Source organism: Citrobacter sp. C1 (genome assembly GCF_014596895.2).
Taxonomy (GTDB): Bacteria; Pseudomonadota; Gammaproteobacteria; order Enterobacterales; family Enterobacteriaceae; genus Citrobacter; species Citrobacter gillenii.
In genome coordinates, this window is record NZ_CP115035.1 from 3471303 (window position 1) to 3491572 (window position 20270).

General features: G+C 54.9%; 19 protein-coding genes and 1 riboswitch. Of the genes, 9 read left to right on the forward strand and 10 right to left on the reverse strand.

What is annotated here, in order from left to right; all coding sequences use genetic code 11:
- Nucleotides 1-9 precede the first annotated feature (9 nt).
- Nucleotides 10-2160 (reverse strand): ATP-dependent DNA helicase DinG, encoded by a 2151-nt coding sequence (gene dinG / locus IB214_RS16825; RefSeq protein ID WP_117341671.1) that lies wholly within the window; start codon nucleotides 2158-2160, stop codon nucleotides 10-12.
- A 95-nt stretch (nucleotides 2161-2255) separates the two neighbouring features.
- Nucleotides 2256-3602, reverse strand: a complete 1347-nt coding sequence (rhlE, locus tag IB214_RS16830) for an ATP-dependent RNA helicase RhlE (protein WP_096757764.1) — start codon at nucleotides 3600-3602, stop codon at nucleotides 2256-2258.
- A gap of 229 nt (nucleotides 3603-3831) precedes the next feature.
- On the opposite strand from rhlE, the gene cecR reads away from it, so the two are divergent.
- From cecR to IB214_RS16855, 5 genes are read left to right on the forward strand one after another with little or no spacing between them, the layout of a single operon-like run.
- A complete protein-coding gene (gene cecR / locus IB214_RS16835) occupies nucleotides 3832-4509 on the forward strand; it encodes a transcriptional regulator CecR (RefSeq protein WP_115258996.1) in 678 nt (225 codons plus the stop codon).
- Nucleotides 4506-5501 (forward strand): secretion protein HlyD, encoded by a 996-nt coding sequence (hlyD, locus tag IB214_RS16840; protein ID WP_096757766.1) that lies wholly within the window; start codon nucleotides 4506-4508, stop codon nucleotides 5499-5501. Before cecR ends, hlyD begins: the two co-directional genes overlap by 4 nt.
- Nucleotides 5494-7230 (forward strand): ATP-binding cassette domain-containing protein, encoded by a 1737-nt coding sequence (locus IB214_RS16845; protein WP_117341670.1) that lies wholly within the window; start codon nucleotides 5494-5496, stop codon nucleotides 7228-7230. Before hlyD ends, IB214_RS16845 begins: the two co-directional genes overlap by 8 nt.
- On the forward strand, nucleotides 7223-8356 hold the full coding sequence (locus IB214_RS16850) for an ABC transporter permease (protein WP_117341669.1): 1134 nt from the start codon (nucleotides 7223-7225) through the stop codon (nucleotides 8354-8356). The genes IB214_RS16845 and IB214_RS16850 overlap by 8 nt, the downstream gene beginning before the upstream one ends.
- A gap of 10 nt (nucleotides 8357-8366) precedes the next feature.
- A complete protein-coding gene (locus tag IB214_RS16855; RefSeq protein WP_096757769.1) occupies nucleotides 8367-9473 on the forward strand; it encodes an ABC transporter permease in 1107 nt (368 codons plus the stop codon).
- Here the strand turns inward: IB214_RS16855 and IB214_RS16860 are convergent.
- Complete coding sequence (locus IB214_RS16860; RefSeq protein ID WP_115258999.1) at nucleotides 9435-9845, reverse strand: YbhQ family protein; 411 nt, start codon at nucleotides 9843-9845, stop codon at nucleotides 9435-9437. The genes IB214_RS16855 and IB214_RS16860 overlap by 39 nt on opposite strands.
- A gap of 130 nt (nucleotides 9846-9975) precedes the next feature.
- Between IB214_RS16860 and IB214_RS16865 the strand changes: the two genes are divergently transcribed.
- Genes IB214_RS16865 through IB214_RS16875 form a run of 3 tightly spaced genes read left to right on the forward strand, consistent with a single transcriptional unit; the run spans nucleotide 9976 to nucleotide 12937 of the window.
- Nucleotides 9976-10737 carry an endonuclease/exonuclease/phosphatase family protein gene (locus IB214_RS16865; RefSeq protein WP_115259000.1) on the forward strand — a complete coding sequence of 254 codons (762 nt, stop codon included), beginning with the start codon at nucleotides 9976-9978 and terminating at the stop codon, nucleotides 10735-10737.
- Nucleotides 10734-11975, forward strand: coding sequence for a cardiolipin synthase ClsB (clsB, locus tag IB214_RS16870; protein WP_117341668.1), 1242 nt, complete (start codon nucleotides 10734-10736; stop codon nucleotides 11973-11975). Before IB214_RS16865 ends, clsB begins: the two co-directional genes overlap by 4 nt.
- Complete coding sequence (locus tag IB214_RS16875) at nucleotides 11975-12937, forward strand: YbhN family protein (protein ID WP_096757773.1); 963 nt, start codon at nucleotides 11975-11977, stop codon at nucleotides 12935-12937. The genes clsB and IB214_RS16875 overlap by 1 nt, the downstream gene beginning before the upstream one ends.
- Before the next feature lie 100 nt (nucleotides 12938-13037).
- Here IB214_RS16875 and IB214_RS16880 read toward each other — a convergent pair whose 3' ends face one another.
- The 6 genes from IB214_RS16880 to moaA form a co-directional block, all read right to left on the reverse strand.
- A complete protein-coding gene (locus IB214_RS16880; protein WP_096757774.1) occupies nucleotides 13038-13742 on the reverse strand; it encodes a Bax inhibitor-1/YccA family protein in 705 nt (234 codons plus the stop codon).
- Nucleotides 13743-13783: 41 nt separating this feature from the next.
- Nucleotides 13784-14236: a molybdopterin synthase catalytic subunit MoaE gene (moaE, locus tag IB214_RS16885; RefSeq protein ID WP_117341667.1), complete on the reverse strand. Its 453-nt coding sequence runs from the start codon at nucleotides 14234-14236 to the stop codon at nucleotides 13784-13786.
- 1 nt (nucleotide 14237) lies between these two features.
- Nucleotides 14238-14483 (reverse strand): molybdopterin synthase sulfur carrier subunit, encoded by a 246-nt coding sequence (gene moaD / locus IB214_RS16890; RefSeq protein ID WP_096757776.1) that lies wholly within the window; start codon nucleotides 14481-14483, stop codon nucleotides 14238-14240.
- On the reverse strand, nucleotides 14476-14961 hold the full coding sequence (gene moaC, locus IB214_RS16895) for a cyclic pyranopterin monophosphate synthase MoaC (RefSeq protein WP_096757777.1): 486 nt from the start codon (nucleotides 14959-14961) through the stop codon (nucleotides 14476-14478). The genes moaD and moaC overlap by 8 nt, the downstream gene beginning before the upstream one ends.
- Nucleotides 14962-14963: 2 nt before the next feature.
- A complete protein-coding gene (moaB, locus tag IB214_RS16900; protein ID WP_096757778.1) occupies nucleotides 14964-15476 on the reverse strand; it encodes a molybdenum cofactor biosynthesis protein B in 513 nt (170 codons plus the stop codon).
- A 19-nt stretch (nucleotides 15477-15495) separates the two neighbouring features.
- Nucleotides 15496-16485 (reverse strand): GTP 3',8-cyclase MoaA, encoded by a 990-nt coding sequence (gene moaA, locus IB214_RS16905; protein WP_096757779.1) that lies wholly within the window; start codon nucleotides 16483-16485, stop codon nucleotides 15496-15498.
- A riboswitch (molybdenum cofactor riboswitch) is annotated at nucleotides 16473-16618 on the reverse strand. It overlaps the preceding gene by 13 nt.
- Before the next feature lie 288 nt (nucleotides 16619-16906).
- Between moaA and yvcK the strand changes: the two genes are divergently transcribed.
- A complete protein-coding gene (gene yvcK / locus IB214_RS16910) occupies nucleotides 16907-17815 on the forward strand; it encodes a uridine diphosphate-N-acetylglucosamine-binding protein YvcK (RefSeq protein ID WP_117341666.1) in 909 nt (302 codons plus the stop codon).
- A 159-nt stretch (nucleotides 17816-17974) separates the two neighbouring features.
- Here yvcK and uvrB read toward each other — a convergent pair whose 3' ends face one another.
- A complete protein-coding gene (gene uvrB / locus IB214_RS16915; RefSeq protein WP_115259005.1) occupies nucleotides 17975-19996 on the reverse strand; it encodes an excinuclease ABC subunit UvrB in 2022 nt (673 codons plus the stop codon).
- Nucleotides 19997-20270: the final 274 nt, after the last annotated feature.

A 20270-nucleotide genomic window follows, 5' to 3' on the forward strand; every position in this document is an offset into this window, starting at 1 on the left:
CTCACATCGTTAACGCCGACGGCGGCGTGTGGGTTTCGCTTGTTCTTTTGGTTTTACTATAACGTCTGGCACACCAGGTTGCTCTATCGGAAATATGGGTAACGCATTCAGTAAACGCTGACCATAGTTTTTGGTCAATAAACGCTTATCGTAAATCACCACTTCGCCCCAGCAACCGTGACTACGAATGAGTCGCCCAACCTGCTGAATCAAATTGAACGATGCCGCAGGTAAACTCTGCACCTCAAAGGGATAGCGATTCAGGCTTTTCAGCCATTCGCCCTCAGTCACCACCACCGGGCTGTCGATGGGCGGAAACGCAATTTTGTGAATATGAACCTGGGTCAACAGGTCGCCTTTCAAATCGAGGCCTTCGGCAAAAGACTGCAGCCCAACCAGCACGCTACGCTCACCGTTTTGCACCCGCTTGCGGTGCAGTTCCACCAGTCGGTAGCGCGGCTGATCGCCCTGCACCAGCAACAGCAGACGCAGATCGGTTACGTGCTCAAGAAAACGCTGCATTGCCCGACCGCTGGCAAAGAGCACCAGCATGCCCTGATGTTTTTTACTTTCCACCTGTTCGCGGAAATAAGCCGCCATTTCGGCAATATGCTGCTCTTCGTTCTCCATCAACGGTTCGTAACGCATCTGCGGAATGACAATTTTGCCTTGCTCGACATGATTAAACGGCGAGTCCAGCGCAACAAAACGGTCCCCTGCTTTTTCTTTCAGGCCGCTCATCTCCTGCAGGCGCGAGAAACTGTTGAGCGAGCGTAAGGTGGCAGAGGTGACGATAATATGCGGCACGCTGCGCCACAGCAGGCGTTCAAGCTGATCGCTGACGCGGATCCCCACGCAGTGAAACCAGACATGCATCTGTCCGTCACGCACGTCACGCGTCACCCATTTGGTCACCGGCGCGCCTGATGACTGCGCCAGCGAAGCCAGCCGCCACAGTTTACTTTGCGCTTCAAACATACCCAGCGCCCGGTTCATCTGCAAAATAACCCGATGCAGACGAACGATATCGTGGCTGCCGGTTTTTTCGCTGAGATCGTTGAGGAACAGTTCCGCCAGACCGCGTAGCATCTCGGTGAGCTTCGCCAGACGCTGACAAATCTCCATCACTTCCGCAGGCAGCTCGCCCATTGCAAAGCGGTGTTCGGCTTCCTGCGTGGCGGGCAGGTACAGATTGAGGATATTGTTTAGTGAGGCGATCAGCTCATACAACTCTTCACAGTGGGCGTTCAGGCGCTCTGGATTAGCCAGCGGCGGCGTGGTTTTCGGGCGAAACTGCTCCAGGCAGGTCGCCACGAGTTTGCTGAATAAATCCAGCTGCAGCCGATACCAGGGCGCGGTAATCTCGGCACTCATTTCCAGCGCATCGCGCGCGACGTCCGGCAGATGGTGGCCTTCATCAAGCACCAGCAGCAAATTTTTCGGTTCCGGTAACACCGCTTCGCTCTCCATGGCCGCCATCACTAACGCGTGGTTTGCCACCACCACTTCGGCTTCCTGGATCTCACGGCGGGCAACAAAAAATGGGCATTCACGGTAGTAATGACAGTTACGATTCAGGCAGCTGGCTTTATCGGTGCTCAGGCGCTGCCAGAGCCCGTCATCAATGGCGATATCGGTGTGATCACGCAACCCATCCCATTTGTAAGTGTCGAGGTCGCCTTTGAGCCTGGCGCAACGTTTTTGTTCTTCCTGGTTGTTGGGCGTCAGATCATCGTCGAGAAACGCCAGCAAATCCTGCTGATTGGGTTCGGTACTGGCCAAGGCCGCTAAATTACGCGGGCAGACATAGCGCCCTCGCCCAAACGCGGCGGTAAATCGCAGATCAGGGATAATTTTGCGCAGCAGCGGCAGGTCTTTACTGTAGATCTGATCCTGCAACGCGACGTTGGCGGTACTGACCACCAGCGTCTTTTGTTCTTCACGGGCAATGGCAATCCCCGGAATTAAATAGGACAGCGTTTTCCCGACGCCGGTCGGCGCTTCGATAGCCAGATGTCGCCCATCTTCCCCAGCCAGCGTTTTCGCGACATCAGCAATCATCTGCCGCTGCGGTGCACGGGGGATAAAGTCGGGGATCTGTTCCTGAAGCGCCTTATACCAGGCGGCAATTTGCGCTTTCAACGCTGCGGTTAATGCCATGAGAAAACCTGAAATACTGTATAAACAGCCACTATTGTGGCACTTTCTGATACGCGTCGCAAAAAAAAAGCCCGGCTATTCGGCCGGGCTCGCAATTACTGTGCAGAAGACGGTCTGCGAGGACGACGCGGTGGACGCGGTTTGTCGCCTGCCGGTTTGCCTTCACTGTTACGCGGTTTCGCTTTTGGCGCACCACCGTCCTGGCGACGCGGCTGCTGACCACGGCCTGCTCCACCTTGCCCACGACCACCGCCGCCGCCACGCTGCTGGCGTCCGTTCTGGATTGGCTCGGCTTTAATCGACGGGTCCGGCGCATAGCCATCAACCGCAATACGCGGGATCTCTTTTTTCAGCAGTTTTTCGATGTCATGCAGCAGCTTGTGCTCATCAACACACACCAGAGACAGCGCTTCACCGGTAGCCGCAGCACGACCGGTACGTCCGATGCGGTGAACATAGTCTTCCGGGACGTTTGGCAGCTCATAGTTCACCACGTGCGGCAGCTCTTCAATGTCGAGCCCGCGAGCCGCGATGTCGGTCGCCACCAGCACGCGAATATCGCCGGATTTAAAATCGGCCAGCGCACGCGTACGCGCACCCTGCGATTTATTACCGTGGATCGCCGCGCTGCGAATACCGTCTTTATTCAGCTGTTCTGCCAGGTGGTTGGCACCATGTTTGGTACGGGTAAAGACCAGCACCTGCTGCCAGTTACCCTGGCCAATCATCTGTGACAGCAATTCACGTTTACGTTTTTTATCCACAAAGTGAACGAGCTGGCTGACCTGCTCAGACGCGGTATTACGACGCGCAACTTCAATTTCCAGCGGGTTATGCAGCAGTTTTTCTGCCAGCGACTTAATGTCGTCAGAAAACGTTGCGGAGAACAGCAGGTTTTGACGTTTAGCGGGCAGTTTAGCCAGTACGCGACGAATATCATGGATAAAGCCCATATCCAGCATACGGTCCGCTTCATCCAGTACCAGGATCTCAACCTGATCCAGTTTCACCGCGTTTTGATGTTCCAGATCGAGCAAACGGCCCGGCGTTGCCACCAGCACATCTACGCCACTGCGCAGTTTCATCATCTGCGGGTTAATGCTTACGCCGCCGAAAACCACCAGCGAGCGAACGTTCAGATACTTGCTGTAATCGCGGACGTTTTCACCAATTTGTGCCGCCAGCTCGCGGGTTGGCGTCAGGATCAGCGCACGCACCGGACGACGGCTTTTGCCATGCGGCTGATGGGTAATGAGGTGTTGTAACAGCGGCAGGGTAAAACCTGCCGTTTTCCCCGTGCCGGTCTGGGCGCTGGCCATCAGATCACGGCCTTCCAGCACGGCGGGGATTGCCTGCTGCTGAATAGGGGTAGGTTCACGGTAACCCTGCTCGGCAACGGCGCGCAAGATTTCAGGATCTAAACCAAGGGAATCAAAAGACATAACTACTCCGAACCGCCCTGACCGTTACCGGTGTCGTTTTCAGGACGATACTCGCAAAAGAGATGACAAAAACCACAATGTCATGAAGGGGCGGAGTGTAGCAGTTTTTGTGATGTACCGCATAAATTATCCCGCCAGCCGCGAAAAACAAAATAAACCACCAGACTAGACAAGTGCAGAAATCAGTCATAATCTTAATCAATCGATTGATTAATAATTTAGGCATGCCATGAATACATCCACCATGACAACTAAAGGTGAACAGGCAAAGAACCAGCTGATTGCCGCCGCGCTCGCACAATTTGGTGAGTACGGACTGCATGCCACTACGCGCGATATTGCCGCTCAGGCCGGACAAAACATCGCCGCAATTACCTACTATTTTGGTTCAAAAGAGGATTTATATCTCGCCTGCGCCCAGTGGATCGCGGATTTTATAGGTTCACAGTTTCGCCCTCATGCTGAAGAAGCCGAGCGTCTGTTTACCCAACCCGAGCCGGATCGGGCCGCCATGCGCGAACTGATCCTGCGTGCCTGCAAAAACATGATCATGCTGTTAACCCAGGATGACACGGTTAACCTGAGCAAATTTATTTCGCGCGAACAGCTCTCCCCCACTGCAGCCTATCAGTTGGTGCATGACCAGGTGATCAACCCGCTGCATAGCCACCTGACCCGCTTAATTGCCGCTTATACGGGTCGCGATGCCAATGACACCCAAATGATCCTGCATACCCACGCCATATTGGGTGAAGTGCTGGCCTTCCGTTTGGGTAAAGAAACTATTCTGTTGCGCACGGGTTGGTCACAATTTGATGCGGATAAAACCGCGCTAATTGAACACACGATCACCTGTCACATCGATCTTATTCTGCAAGGTTTAACGCAAAGGAGTCTGGAGTCATGAAAAAACCTGTCGTTCTCGGGCTGGTTATCGCGGCCCTCGTTGCCGTGATTGCTGGTGGAACGTGGTGGTATCAAAGCCAACAAGATAACGGCCTGACCCTGTACGGCAACGTCGATATCCGCAGCGTCAATTTAAGTTTTCGCGTGGGCGGCAGGCTGGCCTCGCTGGCGGTTGACGAAGGTGATGCGATTACTGCCGGTCAGGTACTGGGCGAACTGGACCACGCCCCCTACGAAAACGCGCTGATGCAGGCGAAGGCTAACGTTGCCGCCGCGCAGGCGCAGTACGACCTGATGCTGGCCGGGTATCGTGAAGAAGAAATCGCACAAACCGCGGCGGCCGTGAAGCAGGCCCAGGCAGCGTATGACTACGCGCAGAACTTTTATAATCGCCAGCTCGGATTATGGAAAAGCCGCACTATCTCAGCCAACGATCTGGAAAACGCCCGTTCTTCACGCGACCAGGCGCTGGCAACGCTGAAATCCGCGCAGGACAAACTCAGTCAATACCGCAGCGGTAATCGACCGCAGGATATAGCCCAGGCGAAAGCGACGCTCGAACAGGCTCAGGCGCAGCTGGCGCAGGCTGAACTCGATTTGCATGACACCACGCTGACCTCCCCGTCTGACGGCACACTGCTTACCCGTGCGGTCGAGCCCGGCAGTATGCTGAACGCGGGCGGCACGGTGCTGACGCTGTCGCTTACCCGGCCGGTGTGGGTCCGCGCCTATGTGGACGAACGCAATCTGAGCCAGGCGCAGCCAGGACGTGAAATTCTGCTTTATACCGATGGCCGCCCGGACAAACCGTACCACGGCAAAATCGGCTTTGTGTCGCCAACAGCAGAGTTTACACCGAAAACGGTAGAGACCCCGGACCTGCGTACCGACCTGGTCTACCGCCTGCGTATTGTCGTGACCGATGCCGACGACGCGCTGCGTCAGGGAATGCCGGTGACGGTGAAGTTCGGTGACGAGGCGCGGCATGAATGACGCAGTCATTACCCTCAACGGGCTGGTTAAGCGTTTTGCCGGGATGGAAAAACCGGCGGTCGCCCCGCTCGACTGCACGATTCACGCAGGCTATGTCACCGGTCTGGTAGGTCCCGACGGCGCAGGGAAAACCACGCTGATGCGGATGCTGGCGGGCCTGTTGAAGCCGGACGGCGGCAGCGCGACGGTGATTGGCTTTGACCCCATTATCAACGACAGCGCCCTACATGCGGTGCTGGGCTATATGCCACAGAAATTCGGCCTGTATGAAGATTTGACCGTCATGGAGAACCTCAATCTCTATGCCGATTTACGCAGCGTTACCGGTGAAGCGCGGGAGAAAACCTTTGCCCGTCTGCTGGAGTTTACCTCGCTGGGGCCGTTTACCGGACGTCTGGCGGGGAAACTCTCCGGCGGCATGAAGCAGAAACTGGGTCTTGCCTGTACGCTGGTCGGCGAACCCAAAGTGCTGCTGCTGGATGAGCCCGGCGTGGGCGTAGACCCAATATCCCGCCGCGAATTGTGGCAAATGGTGCATGAACTGGCCGGGGATGGCATGTTGATCCTCTGGAGCACCTCGTATCTGGACGAGGCCGAGCAGTGCCGCGATGTGCTGCTGATGAACGAAGGTGAATTGCTCTATCAAGGCGATCCGACTCAGCTGACGCAAACCATGGCCGGGCGCAGTTTTTTAATGAGCAGCCCGCAGGAAAATAACCGCAAACTGCTACAACGCGCGCTCAAGTTACCGCAGGTCAGCGACGGCATGATTCAGGGGAAATCCGTGCGCCTGATTCTGAAAAAAGCGGCCACGGCGGACGATATTCGCAAAGCTGAAGGCATGCCGGAAATCACCATCACCAGTACAGCGCCGCGCTTTGAAGATGCGTTTATCGATTTACTCGGCGGCGCGGGAACCTCTGAATCGCCGCTGGGCGCTATCCTGCACACCGTAGAAGGTACCGCCGGTGAAACGGTGATTGAAGCCAAAGCGCTGACCAAAAAATTCGGTGATTTTGCCGCCACCGACCATGTGGATTTTGCCGTCCAACGCGGTGAGATTTTTGGCCTGTTAGGCCCCAACGGGGCGGGTAAATCGACCACGTTTAAAATGATGTGCGGCCTGCTGGTTCCCACCTCAGGTAAAGCGCTGGTGCTGGACATGGACCTGAAGGTCAGTTCCGGAAAAGCACGCCAGCATCTGGGTTATATGGCGCAGAAATTCTCCCTGTACGGTAACCTGACGGTGGAGCAGAATCTGCGCTTTTTCTCCGGCGTCTACGGCCTGCGCGGACGCGCACAGAAAGAAAAAATCGATCGTATGAGCGAGGCGTTCGGCCTGAAGAGCATAGCCTCTCATGCCACCGACGAACTGCCGCTAGGCTTTAAGCAGCGTCTGGCGCTGGCCTGTTCGCTGATGCATGAACCCGACATCCTGTTCCTCGATGAACCGACCTCCGGGGTTGATCCCCTCACCCGTCGCGAGTTCTGGCTGCATATCAACAGCATGGTAGAAAAAGGTGTGACGGTGATGGTCACTACCCACTTTATGGACGAGGCGGAATATTGCGACCGTATCGGGCTGGTGTACCGCGGTAAGCTAATCGCCAGCGGCACGCCGGACGACCTGAAAGCGCAGGCGGCCGATAACGACACGCCGGACCCGACTATGGAGCAGGCGTTTATCACGCTTATCAATGACTGGGATAAGGAGCACGCACATGAGTAATCACGCGCTTTCATGGCGACGCGTGCGCGCGCTGTGCATTAAAGAAACGCGGCAGATCGTGCGCGATCCCAGTAGCTGGCTGATTGCCGTGGTGATCCCATTACTGTTGCTGTTTATCTTCGGCTACGGGATTAACCTCGATTCCAGCAAGCTGCGGGTGGGGATTTTGCTCGAGCAACAGAGCGAAGAGGCGCTGGATTTTACCCATACCATGACCGGCTCGCCGTATATTGACGCCACCATCAGCGACAACCGCCAGGAGTTAGTTGAGAAAATGCAGGCCGGGCGTATTCGCGGACTGGTGGTGATCCCGGTGGATTTTGCCCAGCAGATGGCGCGGCCAAACGATATTGCGCCCATTCAGGTGATCACCGATGGCAGCGAACCGAACACGGCCAACTTTGTGCAAGGCTATGTAGAAGGCATCTGGCAGATTTGGCAAAAGCAGCGGGCAGAAGACCGCGGCGATTCGTTTGAACCGCTGATCGACGTACAGACCCGCTACTGGTTCAACCCGGCGGCGATCAGCCAGCATTTTATTATTCCAGGAGCGGTGACCATTATTATGACGGTCATCGGCGCGATCCTGACCTCATTAGTGGTCGCACGTGAATGGGAGCGCGGTACCATGGAAGCGCTGCTGTCGACCGAAGTCACCCGCGTCGAATTGCTGCTGTGTAAACTGATCCCCTATTATTTTCTCGGCATGCTGGCGATGCTGCTGTGTATGCTGGTGTCGGTGTTTATTCTTGGCGTGCCCTATCGCGGTTCTCTGCTGATCCTGTTTTTTATCACCAGCCTGTTTCTGCTCAGTACGCTTGGCATGGGATTACTGATCTCCACCATCACCCGCAACCAGTTTAATGCCGCGCAGGTGGCGCTCAACGCCGCTTTCCTGCCATCTATTATGCTGTCGGGCTTTATCTTCCAGATAGACAGCATGCCCGCCATTATTCGCGCGGTGACGTATATCATTCCCGCACGTTATTTCGTCAGCACCCTGCAAAGCCTGTTTCTGGCGGGAAATATTCCGGTAGTGTTGATCATCAACGTGCTGTTTTTAATCGCTTCGGCGGTGATGTTTATTGGTCTGACGTGGCTTAAAACCAAACGTCGGCTGGATTGAGGGGACGGCCATGTTTCATCGTTTATGGACATTAATTCGCAAAGAGCTGCAGTCGCTGTTACGCGAGCCGCAGACGCGGGCGATCCTGATTTTACCGGTGCTGATTCAGGTGATCCTGTTTCCGTTTGCAGCCACGTTAGAAGTGACCAACGCCACTATCGCCATCTATAACGAAGACAACGGCAAGCATTCAGTGGAATTAACACAGCGCTTTGCCCGCGCCAGCGCCTTTACCCATATCCTGCTGCTGAAAAGCCCGCAGGAGATCCAACCGACCATCGACACACAAAAAGCCCTGTTGCTGGTGCGCTTCCCGGCCGACTTTTCGCGTAATCTGGATACCTTCCAACAAGCACCTATGCAGCTGATCCTTGACGGGCGCAACTCAAACAGCGCGCAGATCGCAGCGAATTATCTGCAACAGATCGTTAAGGAATACCAGCAAGAGTTGATGGACGGCAAAGCGAAGCCGAACAACAGCGAACTGGTGGTGCGTAACTGGTATAACCCGAATCTGGATTACAAATGGTTCGTCGTTCCGTCGCTGATCGCCATGATCACCACCATCGGAGTGATGATCGTCACCTCGCTGTCGGTAGCCCGCGAACGTGAGCAGGGCACACTGGATCAGCTGCTGGTCTCTCCGCTCACCACCTGGCAAATTTTCATTGGCAAAGCGGTGCCTGCGCTGATCGTGGCTACCTTTCAGGCTACTATCGTGCTGGCTATTGGCATCTGGGCCTATCACATTCCGTTTGCCGGTTCGCTGGGCTTGTTTTACTTCACGATGGTGATTTACGGGTTGTCGTTGGTGGGCTTTGGTCTGCTGATTTCATCGCTGTGTTCAACCCAGCAGCAGGCGTTTATCGGCGTGTTCGTCTTTATGATGCCGGCAATTTTACTGTCAGGGTACGTTTCTCCGGTCGAAAACATGCCGGTCTGGCTGCAGAATCTGACGTGGATAAACCCAATCCGTCACTTTACGGACATCACGAAACAGATTTACCTGAAGGATGCGAGCCTGAAGATTGTCTGGGGAAGTTTGTGGCCACTGTTGGTGATAGCGGCCACGACCGGATCAGCGGCGTATGCGATGTTTAGACGCAAAGTGATGTAGTTTTTTGTCTTTCGCCAGCAGCGAAATCACTGCGGGTCCGGCAAGGATCGCCAGTCCCGCTAACGCCAGTAAGACGTTGTTTTGCAGCACGCGGGACAGCAGCCACAGCACGATCATCGCCGCACCGAAATACCACGTGGTGGTCAGCTCTTCCAGTACGTCGGCGACATCACGCCAGCGCTGTTCATGATGACGCTGTAGCGCCAGCATTAATAAAACCGTGACGCCATAAACGACGCATAATCCCAGGCCGACGCGCACCAGCGTGCCGCTCATCCAGCCCATTACCAGCAATGCCACTACCAGTAAATGCAACACAATCTGCCAGCAACTAAGACCTGTTGCGACACGAACACGTTGTTGCCACCTCATGGCTTTTCTCCTGAAGGATCTTTAACTAATTGTTCAGAGTACCGGACTTTACGGAAAATTCCGTAACACCGCATCCTTTTGTGACGCCGACTACACTATTTAAAGGAAAAATGACGCCGACAGGAGAATCATGAGCGGACAAACAGTTCGATTTTCATTCAATGTGCTCACAATTAATACTCACAAAGGTTTTACCGCCTTTAATAAGCGATTTATTTTGCCTGAGCTACGCGATGCCGTCAGAACGGTCGGTGCGGACATTGTGTGCCTGCAGGAAGTGATGGGTGCGCACGAGGTTCACCCTCTGCACGTGGAGAACTGGCCAGATACCACGCACTATGAATTTCTCGCAGATACCATGTGGAGCGACTTCGCCTACGGACGCAATGCCGTGTATCCGCAGGGGCATCACGGTAACGCGGTGCTGTCGCGCTATCCCATTGAACATTATGAGAATCGTGATGTATCCGTCGGCAGCAGTGAAAAGCGCGGTGTGCTTTACTGCCGCATCGTGCCGCCGATGCTCCCTCACCCCATCCATGTGATGTGTGTACATCTTGGTTTGCGTGAAGCCCACCGCCAGGCGCAGTTGACCATGCTGGCGGATTGGGTCAATGCCCTGCCTGAAACGGAACCCGTGGTGGTAGCCGGGGATTTCAACGACTGGCGGCAAAAGGCCAATCATCCTTTGAAAACGCAGGCCGGTCTTGACGAGATTTTTACCCGCGCCCACGGACGCCCGGCGCGTACCTTTCCGGTACGTTTGCCGCTGCTGCGCCTCGACAGGATCTATGTGAAAAACGCCAATGCCAGTATTCCGACGGCGCTGGCGCTACGTCACTGGCGACATTTGTCCGACCACGCCCCCCTGAGCGCGGAGATTCATTTATGAAATATGGCTGGCGTGATGGCAATCAAATTCAGCTGCTGGAAAACGGCGACCAGTACTACCCCGCCGTGTTTAAGGCCATTGAACAGGCGCAGCAAAAAATCATCCTTGAGACTTTTATCTGGTTTGAAGATGCGGTCGGGAAACAATTGCATGCGGCACTGCTCAGTGCGGCACAGCGTGGTGTTAAAGCCGAAGTGTTGCTCGACGGCTACGGGTCACCGGATCTCAGCGAGGAGTTTGTCAGCGAACTCACCACCGCGGGCGTGGTTTTCCGCTATTACGACCCACGCCCGCGGTTGTTCGGCATGCGGACCAACCTTTTTCGCCGCATGCACCGCAAAATTGTGGTGATTGACGACCGTGTCGCTTTTATCGGCGGGATTAACTATTCCGCCGAGCATATGTCCGATTACGGCCCAGAGGCCAAGCAGGACTACGCCGTGCGTATTGAAGGTCCCATCGTGGCAGACATCCTGACCTTCGTGCTGGAAAACCTGCCGGGGCAAAGCGCCGTGCGCCGCTGGTGGCGACGTCATCATCGGGCAATCGAAAATCGCCAGCCCGGCGAGGCGCAGGCGCTGTTTGTCTGGCGCGATAACGAAGAACATCGTGATGATATTGAACGCCATTATTTGAAAATGCTCACCCAGGCCAAACGCGAAGTGATCATTGCCAACGCCTATTTCTTTCCCGGCTATCGCCTGTTGCATGCGCTGCGCAAAGCGGCGCGACGCGGCGTGCGGGTCAAACTGATAGTGCAGGGTGAACCGGATATGCCGATTGTGAAAGTCGGCGCTCGCCTGCTGTACAACTATCTGGTGAAAGGCGGCGTCCAGGTGTATGAATACCGTCGCAGACCCCTGCACGGCAAAGTCGCGCTAATGGACGATCACTGGGCGACGGTAGGCTCCAGCAACCTCGACCCGCTCAGCCTGTCGCTGAATCTGGAGGCCAACATCATTATCCATGATCGCGCATTTAACCAGGTCCTGCGGGACAATCTGCATCCCATTATTACCGAGGATTGCCAGCAGGTAGATGAATCGATGTTGCCCAGACGCACCTGGTGGAACCTGACCAAGAGCGTGCTGGCGTTCCACTTTTTACGCCACTTTCCGGCGCTGGTCGGCTGGCTACCGGCGCACACGCCGCACCTTACCGAAGTCGCGCCTCCCGCGCAGCCGACTCTGGAAACGCAAGACCGCATTCAGGCTGAAGATGCAGGAGGGAAACCCTGATGGCGAAAGCATCTCCCCGCTGGCGGTTAGCAAAAAAGATCCTCACCTGGCTGTTTTTTATCGCGGTGATCGTACTGCTGGTGGTGTATGCCAGCAAGGTCAACTGGGAAGAGGTCTGGTCGGTTATCCGGGATTACAACCGCCTCGCCCTGCTCAGCGCCATTGGTCTGGTCATCGTCAGCTATCTGCTGTACGGCTGTTATGACCTGCTCGGACGCTATTATTGCGGACACAAGCTGGCAAAACGTCAGGTGATGCTGGTGTCGTTTATCTGCTACGCCTTCAACCTGACGTTAAGCACCTGGGTGGGCGGCATTGGCATGCGCTATCGACTCTATTCCCGCCTCGGATTACCGGGCAGCACGATCACGCGCATTTTCTCACTCAGCATTACCACCAACTGGCTGGGCTATATTCTGCTCGGCGGGTTTATTTTTACCTTCGGCGTCGTTCAACTGCCCGCACACTGGTATATCGACGAGGCCACACTGCGCATTCTGGGTATCGTACTGCTGCTGATTATTGTCATTTATCTGTGGTGTTGCGCCTTCGCTAAACATCGGCATATCACGATTAAAGGGCAAAAACTGGTGCTGCCATCGTGGAAATTCGCGCTGGCGCAGATGGCCATATCCGGAGCAAACTGGATGGTGATGGGAGCGATTATCTGGCTGTTATTAGGCCAGGATATCCATTATTTCTTCGTGCTGGGCGTGCTGCTGGTCAGCAGTATCGCCGGGGTTATCGTACATATTCCGGCGGGTATCGGCGTGCTGGAAGCGGTATTCATGGCACTGTTGGCGGGCGAAAATACCTCGCAAGGCACGATCATCGCCGCCCTGCTCGCGTATCGCGTACTGTATTATTTTATCCCGCTGCTGCTGGCGTTGATGTGCTATTTGTTGCTGGAGAGTCGGGCGAAAAAACTGCGGGCAAAAAACGAGAAGGCGATGGCGAAATAACCGTGAAGGTTATTGCCGGATGCGGCGTAACGCCTTATCCGGCCTACTTTCGACGCAACACGGTAGGCCGGATTAGCGCAGCGCCATCCGGCAGCAAAAATTAACGACGATTGCCGAAAATACGCAGCAGCATCAGGAACAGGTTGATAAAGTCCAGATACAGCGTTAACGCCCCAAGGATCGCGTATTTACGCAGGTTAGAACTGTCGCGCAGATCGATTTGCTCGCCGATGTTTTTCAGCTTCTGCGTGTCATAAGCGGTCAGGCCGACAAACACAATCACCCCAATGTAGGTCACCGCCCACATCAGCGCTTCGCTCTTCAGCCAGAAGTTAACCAGCGAAGCCAGCACGATGCCGATCAACGCCATAAACAGCATGTTGCCAAAACCACTGAGATCGCGCTTGGTGGTGTACCCGTACAGGCTCATGATACCGAACATCCCGCCAGTGACCACAAACGTGCTGGCGATAGACGAGTAGGTATAGACGATAAAGATGCTCGACAGCGTCAGCCCGGTTAATGCCGAATAGAGCATAAACAGCGTGGTGGCCATACCGGCGCTGAGCCTCTGCACCATGCCGGAAAGGACAAACACCAGCGCCAGTTGGGCGATGATCAGCCCAAAGAAAGTGATTTTGCTGGAAAAGACAAACGTCATCACCGCCGGCGTGTTCGCCGCATACCAGGCAATAAACGCCGTCAGTAACAACCCGCAGGTCATCCAGCCGTAGACTTGCGCCATATAGGTTTGCAGACCGGAACGGGCCTGCACAATAGAATCGGTTCGTGGGAATCGGTCCATGACAATCTCCTGAATTAGTATGTACCTAAACCAATTGTACTCTACCAGCGTTTTGCTACTTGCTTATCGCTGTCGCGGGCATCAACCCAACGGTCGCCTTCCGGCGTGGCCTCGCGTTTCCAGAACGGCGCGCGGGTCTTAAGATAATCCATAATAAACTGTCCGGCGTCAAAGGCACTGCTGCGATGCGCGCTGGTCACGCCAACGAAGACTATCTCATCTCCCGGCCACAGCTCACCAATACGGTGGATAACCGTCACGCGGCCCAGCGGCCAGCGTTCACGCGCCTCATCGACGATTTCCGCCAGCGCTTTTTCGGTCATGCCCGGGTAATGTTCCAGCGTCAATGCCTGCACGCTGTCCCCGAGATTGTGATTACGCACTTTACCGGTAAACGTGACCACCGCGCCGTCTTCATCGCGCTCTGCCAGCCAGGGATATTCTTCCCCAACGCTAAACGGCGCAGGCCCAACAACAATTCGCGTTTCAGCCATCTCAGCCTCCGGTTACCGGTGGGAAGAAGGCCACTTCATCACCTGCGTTGAGGGGATGGTCGAAGCTCACCAGCGTTTGGTTGACGGCCGCCAGCAGCTTGCCATCTTCTAAAGCCAGCGCCCAACGATCGCTTTGCGCAGCCAGATGCTGGCGCAAGGCTTCCACCGTGGGAAAATCTGCCGCGACCTCTAACGTATCTGCGTTCACCAGTTCTCGCACCTGGGCAAAGAAAAGCACCTTAATCATCTGCATCCACCTTAAAATCACCCGACTTGCCGCCGCTTTTCGCCAGCAGACGTACCGGACCAATCACCATATCCTTTTGAACCGCTTTGCACATGTCGTAGATGGTCAGCGCCGCCACCGATGCTGCGGTTAACGCTTCCATTTCGACGCCGGTTTTCCCGGTCAGTCGGCACAGCGATTCAATGCGCACACGGTTGTGTTCCGGCTCGGCGCGCAGATTAACTTCAACCTTGCTGAGCATCAGCGGGTGACATAGCGGGATAAGATCCCAGGTACGCTTGGCGGCCTGGATACCGGCAATACGTGCGGTCGCGAAAACATCGCCTTTATGGTGGCTGCCGTCGATAATCATCGCCAGGGTTTCGCTACGCATAGTGACGAAGGCTTCGGCGCGCGCTTCACGTACGGTTTCGGCTTTGGCGGAAACATCCACCATGTGCGCTTCGCCAGCGGCGTTAATATGAGTCAGTTGCGACATACTTATTTCTTCAAATGGGGGTGGAAGTTACACGGACGCGTACGGGCATCGAGCTGCGGCGCAATGATATTTTCCCAGGCAGTGCGACACGCTTTGGTCGACCCCGGCATGGCAAAAATCAGCGTTTTATTGGCCACACCGGCAATCGCGCGTGATTGCAACGTCGCGGTGCCAATCTCTTCAAAGGAGAGCATGCGGAACACTTCGCCAAACCCTTCGACTTCACGGTCGAACAGCGGCAGCAGCGCTTCTGGTGCCTGGTCGCCTTCGGTCAAACCGGTACCGCCAGTAATCAGCACCACTTGCACATCGTCACTGGCAATCCAGGCGGAAACCTGGGCGCGGATGGCATAGCGGTTCTCTTTAACAATCGCCTTGTCTACAATCTGATGACCCGCCTCCAGCGCACTGTCGCGCAGATAATGGCCGGAGGTATCGTCCTCTTCGCCACGACGGCTGGAAACAGTAAGAATAGCAATGCGTGTCGGGATAAATTCAGCGCTTACCTGACTCATGAAAAACTCCTTTTAGCGATCAGCCGCCAATGTAAGATAAGTTTTGCGTAATACCGGTATTGTTCTGATGCAGGAAGTGGGTCTGCTTTTTCTCCAGCAACGCGCTTGAGATACGTTCTTCCAGCGCAGACTGCTGAGCGTCATCTTCCAGCAAATCACGCAGGCTGACCCCGCCTTCACCGAATAAGCACAGATGCAGTTTGCCGACAGAAGAGACGCGCAGACGGTTGCAGGTGGCGCAGAAGTCTTTCTCATACGGCATGATCAGACCGATTTCACCCGCATAATCGGGATGACAGAAAACCTGCGCCGGACCGTCGCTGCGCTGGCGTAGCTGATGGATCCAGCCGCGACGCAGCAGTTCATCGCGCAGTACCTGGCCGGAGATATGGTGTTTACGGAAGAGAGAACTGCCTTCGCCGGTTTCCATCAGCTCAATAAAGCGTAATTGAATCGGACGTGGCTGGATCCAGGCGAGAAAGGTGTCCAGTTGATGGTGGTTTACATCGCGCATCAGCACGGTGTTCACTTTGACTTTCTCAAAACCGGCATCAAAGGCGGCATCAATGCCCGCCATCACCTGTTGAAATTTATCCTGCCCGGTAATGGCATGAAACTGACGGGCGTCAAGGCTGTCGACGCTGACGTTCAGCGCCGTGAGCCCCGCCTCACGCCAGGTGGCGGCATCCCGTGCCAAACGATAACCGTTGGTGGTCACCGCTATCTGGCGGATGGCGTCATTTTCTCGCACGGCGGCGATGATGTCGGTAAAGTCGCGACGCAATGACGGTTCGCCCCCGGTCAGACGCACTTTTTCCGTTCCCAGATTGGCGAACGCACGCGTGACACGACGAATTTCATCAACGGTCAAAAAACCGTTATTGGTGACCCCACCGGGCTTGTAGCCATCCGGCAGGCAGTAGGTGCAACGAAAGTTACACACATCGGTAATCGACAAACGTAAGTAGTAAAACTTACGTGCGAAAGCATCGGTAAGTTGAGAGCCCATGTACACCTTTCCAAATACGGGAGGCGGAGTCATTTCTTCCTGCGCCCTGGTGACAATCTGATGTAAGCCTTGTCACGGCCAAAGCACCGTATCATTTGACCCAGGTGCAGAGGCTAGAGTGTTTATACTCGTCATACGTCGAGTACATGTTGGTTATGCCGATACTAGCGTGTAAATAACAGTTTTGCCATGTACACTTTCGCTATATAATCCTATGCATAGCGACATGATCGTGCAATTTCGCTACAGAATAAGCAAAAATCACAGTTTTGCATTGATATACATCATCTTGCTATCAGGTGGATGTCGTCAAAAAGAGGTAGATCGCCTAAATTTATTTTCACACAACACCGCCAGATAATTGCTGAAAACCCGTAATTTACGCTACTGTAACGGCGATCAATTGATATCAGGAATAACTATGCGCACTCGCACGTTGGCGGATCTGGATCGCGTTGTCGCTCTCGGCGGAGGGCATGGATTGGGACGCGTCCTCTCTTCACTTTCTCCTTTAGGTTCACGCCTGACGGGCATTGTCACCACCACCGATAACGGCGGCTCTACCGGTCGAATTCGCCGCTCCGAGGGAGGTATTGCCTGGGGAGATATGCGTAACTGTCTGAACCAGTTAATTACCCAGCCCAGCGTCGCATCCGCGATGTTTGAGTATCGTTTTGGCGGTAATGGCGAACTTTCCGGGCATAACCTCGGAAATCTGATGTTAAAGGCATTAGATCACCTCAGCGTACGGCCTCTGGAAGCGATCAATTTAATTCGCAGTCTGTTGAAAGTTGACGCGCATTTAATTCCGATGTCCGAGCTGCCGGTCGATTTAATGGCTATCGACGATCAGGGACATGAGATTTATGGCGAGGTGAATATCGATCAGCTCACTATCCCACCTCAGGAACTGATGCTGTCGCCAAAGGTGCCGACCACGCGCGAAGCGGTAGAGGCTATCGCTGAAGCCGATTTGATTCTGATTGGGCCGGGCAGTTTTTACACCAGCCTGATGCCTATCCTGCTGCTCGACGAACTGGCGCAGGCCTTACGTCGCACACCGGCTCCAATGGTATACATCGGCAATCTGGGGCGTGAATTAAGCCTGCCTGCCGCCAGTCTGACGCTTAACGATAAGCTGGCGATCATCGAACAATACGTCGGGAAAAAAGTGATTGATGCGGTGGTTGTCGGGCCAAAAGTCGATGCTTCAGCCGTGAGTGACCGCATCGTGATTCAGGACGTGCTGGAAGCCAGCGATATTCCGTATCGCCACGACCGTCAGCTGTTGCACGACGCGCTGGAAAAAGCGGTGCAAGCGTTAGGCTAGGTGGAATTGCCTGATGGCGCTACGCTTATCAGGCCTACCGAAGCGTTCTGTTCCGCCATCCGGCACCAAACACTGCCTGATGTGCTGCGCTTATCAGGCCTACCAACGCGCTCTATCCCGTAGGCCGGATAAGGGATTTATCCCGCATCCGGCACCCACTTACGATGCCGCGATAAACAGCTCGCGCAGCTGGTGCAGCTGATCGCGGATTTGAGCAGCTTCTTCAAACTCCAGGTTCTGCGCGTGCTTCATCATCTGCCCTTCCAGTTCATGGATTTTCTGCTGCAGCGCCTTCGGCGTCATATCCAATTCAACCACCTCGGACTTCGCGCCGGAACGCGACTTGCCTCGGCCCTTGGCTTTGGTCTTGGCAATATTTTGCCCCAGCGCCAGAATGTCGACCACCTTCTTGTTCAGCCCCTGCGGCGTAATACCATGCTCTTCGTTGTACTGATGCTGCTTCTCACGACGCCGTTCGGTTTCGCCGATCGCCTTTGCCATTGAGGCCGTAATTTTATCGCCGTAGAGGATCGCTTTACCGTTGATGTTACGTGCCGCACGGCCGATAGTCTGGATCAGCGATCGCTCAGAACGCAGGAACCCTTCTTTGTCGGCGTCCAGAATCGCCACCAGAGAGACCTCAGGCATGTCCAGACCTTCTCGTAACAGGTTTATACCCACCAGTACGTCAAACTCGCCCAGACGCAGGTCACGAATGATTTCCATACGCTCCACGGTGTCGATGTCCGAGTGCAGATAACGCACCCGCTCGCCGTGCTCTTCGAGGTATTCCGTGAGGTCTTCCGCCATCCGCTTGGTTAGCGTCGTCACCAGTACACGTTCGTTGATCGCCGCGCGGATACGAATTTCAGACAGCAGGTCATCGACCTGTGTTGCCACCGGGCGCACTTCAATCACTGGATCCAGCAGGCCGGTCGGTCGTACTACCTGATCAACGACGTCATCGCCGGATTTCTCCAGCTCATAGTTGCCCGGCGTGGCGGAGACATAGATGGTTTGCGGGGCCAGCGCCTCAAACTCTTCAAACTTCAACGGGCGGTTATCCAGTGCTGACGGCAGACGAAAACCGTACTCGACCAGCGTCTCTTTTCGCGCCCGGTCGCCGCGATACATACCGCCGATTTGCGGAATAGTCACGTGGGATTCATCGACCACCAGCAGGCCATCGGCTGGCAGGTAGTCAAACAGCGTCGGCGGCGGCTCGCCAGGCCCGCGCCCGGAGAGATAGCGGGAATAGTTTTCAATGCCCGAACAGTAGCCCAGTTCGTTCATCATCTCCAGATCGAACTGCGTACGCTGGCTTAAGCGCTGTTCTTCCAGCAACTTGTTGTTCGCCAGCAGGTTTTTACGCCGCTCGGCAAGCTCGACCTTAATGTCTTCCATCGCCTGCACAATGCGTTCGCGTGGCGTAACGTAGTGCGTTTTAGGGTAGACGGTAAAGCGTGGAATGCTGGATTCAACCTGCCCGGTCAGCGGGTCAAACAGCGACAGGCGCTCCACTTCTTCATCAAACAGCTCCACGCGCAGCGCAATGTCGTCAGATTCTGCCGGGAAGATGTCTATCACTTCACCGCGCACACGGAACGTCCCGCGCTGAAATGCCTGATCGTTGCGGGTATATTGCAGCTCCGCCAGCCGCCGCAAAATGGCGCGCTGGTCGATGATCATGCCGACCGTCAGGTGCAGCATCATTTTCAAATACAGGTCCGGGTCGCCCAGACCATAGATCGCGGAAACCGAGGCCACCACAATGACATCCCGACGCTCCAGCAGCGCCTTGGTCGCCGACAGTCGCATTTGCTCGATGTGTTCGTTGACCGACGCATCTTTCTCGATGAATGTATCAGAACTCGGTACGTACGCTTCCGGCTGGTAATAGTCGTAGTAGGAGACAAAATACTCTACCGCGTTATCCGGGAAGAATTCTTTCATCTCGCCATAAAGCTGGGCCGCCAGCGTCTTGTTGGGTGCCAGCACCATGGTTGGCCGCTGGAGGTCCGCAATGACGTTGGCGATGGTGAACGTTTTCCCCGAACCCGTTACGCCCAGCAGCGTCTGATGCGCCAGACCATCCTCCAGCCCTTCTTCCAGGCGACGAATCGCCTCAGGCTGATCGCCAGAGGGTTTAAAAGCGGAATTCAGTTTGAACGGTTTACTCATGAGCAGCTACCTGAAGCAATGGGCGGGCAGGTGTCTAATTTTACTCGCAGCAGTAGATTTTGCCAGTAAAATATACTGGATGAAAAAACAGTAACACACCACAATATTTCTGTTACGCCCCCTTAACCCCCATCACGGCGGGCTAAAATTTCACCGCAGGCAAGATAAAACACCAGCAAAAATGTGTTATCCCCAGACCTATGACTTTTTTAACATTTGTCAAGCCAGGAGATGAAAGTTTTATGGCAACAGATGACACTTCCGCGACAGCCAT

Bases quoted from the DNA above. Each gene is read 5' to 3' on its own strand.
- IB214_RS16850 (WP_117341669.1), top strand. From the start codon at position 7,223: ATGAGTAATCACGCGCTTTCATGGCGACGCGTGCGCGCGCTGTGCATT.
- moaE (WP_117341667.1), bottom strand. From the start codon at position 14,236: ATGGCTGAAACGCGAATTGTTGTTGGGCCTGCGCCGTTTAGCGTTGGG.
- yvcK (WP_117341666.1), top strand. From the start codon at position 16,907: ATGCGCACTCGCACGTTGGCGGATCTGGATCGCGTTGTCGCTCTCGGC.
- hlyD (WP_096757766.1), top strand. From the start codon at position 4,506: ATGAAAAAACCTGTCGTTCTCGGGCTGGTTATCGCGGCCCTCGTTGCC.
- IB214_RS16880 (WP_096757774.1), bottom strand. From the start codon at position 13,742: ATGGACCGATTCCCACGAACCGATTCTATTGTGCAGGCCCGTTCCGGT.
- dinG (WP_117341671.1), bottom strand. From the start codon at position 2,160: ATGGCATTAACCGCAGCGTTGAAAGCGCAAATTGCCGCCTGGTATAAG.
- IB214_RS16855 (WP_096757769.1), top strand. From the start codon at position 8,367: ATGTTTCATCGTTTATGGACATTAATTCGCAAAGAGCTGCAGTCGCTG.
- moaB (WP_096757778.1), bottom strand. From the start codon at position 15,476: ATGAGTCAGGTAAGCGCTGAATTTATCCCGACACGCATTGCTATTCTT.
- IB214_RS16845 (WP_117341670.1), top strand. From the start codon at position 5,494: ATGAATGACGCAGTCATTACCCTCAACGGGCTGGTTAAGCGTTTTGCC.
- clsB (WP_117341668.1), top strand. From the start codon at position 10,734: ATGAAATATGGCTGGCGTGATGGCAATCAAATTCAGCTGCTGGAAAAC.
- moaD (WP_096757776.1), bottom strand. From the start codon at position 14,483: ATGATTAAGGTGCTTTTCTTTGCCCAGGTGCGAGAACTGGTGAACGCA.
- rhlE (WP_096757764.1), bottom strand. From the start codon at position 3,602: ATGTCTTTTGATTCCCTTGGTTTAGATCCTGAAATCTTGCGCGCCGTT.
- uvrB (WP_115259005.1), bottom strand. From the start codon at position 19,996: ATGAGTAAACCGTTCAAACTGAATTCCGCTTTTAAACCCTCTGGCGAT.
- moaA (WP_096757779.1), bottom strand. From the start codon at position 16,485: ATGGGCTCTCAACTTACCGATGCTTTCGCACGTAAGTTTTACTACTTA.
- cecR (WP_115258996.1), top strand. From the start codon at position 3,832: ATGAATACATCCACCATGACAACTAAAGGTGAACAGGCAAAGAACCAG.
- IB214_RS16865 (WP_115259000.1), top strand. From the start codon at position 9,976: ATGAGCGGACAAACAGTTCGATTTTCATTCAATGTGCTCACAATTAAT.
- IB214_RS16860 (WP_115258999.1), bottom strand. From the start codon at position 9,845: ATGAGGTGGCAACAACGTGTTCGTGTCGCAACAGGTCTTAGTTGCTGG.
- moaC (WP_096757777.1), bottom strand. From the start codon at position 14,961: ATGTCGCAACTGACTCATATTAACGCCGCTGGCGAAGCGCACATGGTG.
- IB214_RS16875 (WP_096757773.1), top strand. From the start codon at position 11,975: ATGGCGAAAGCATCTCCCCGCTGGCGGTTAGCAAAAAAGATCCTCACC.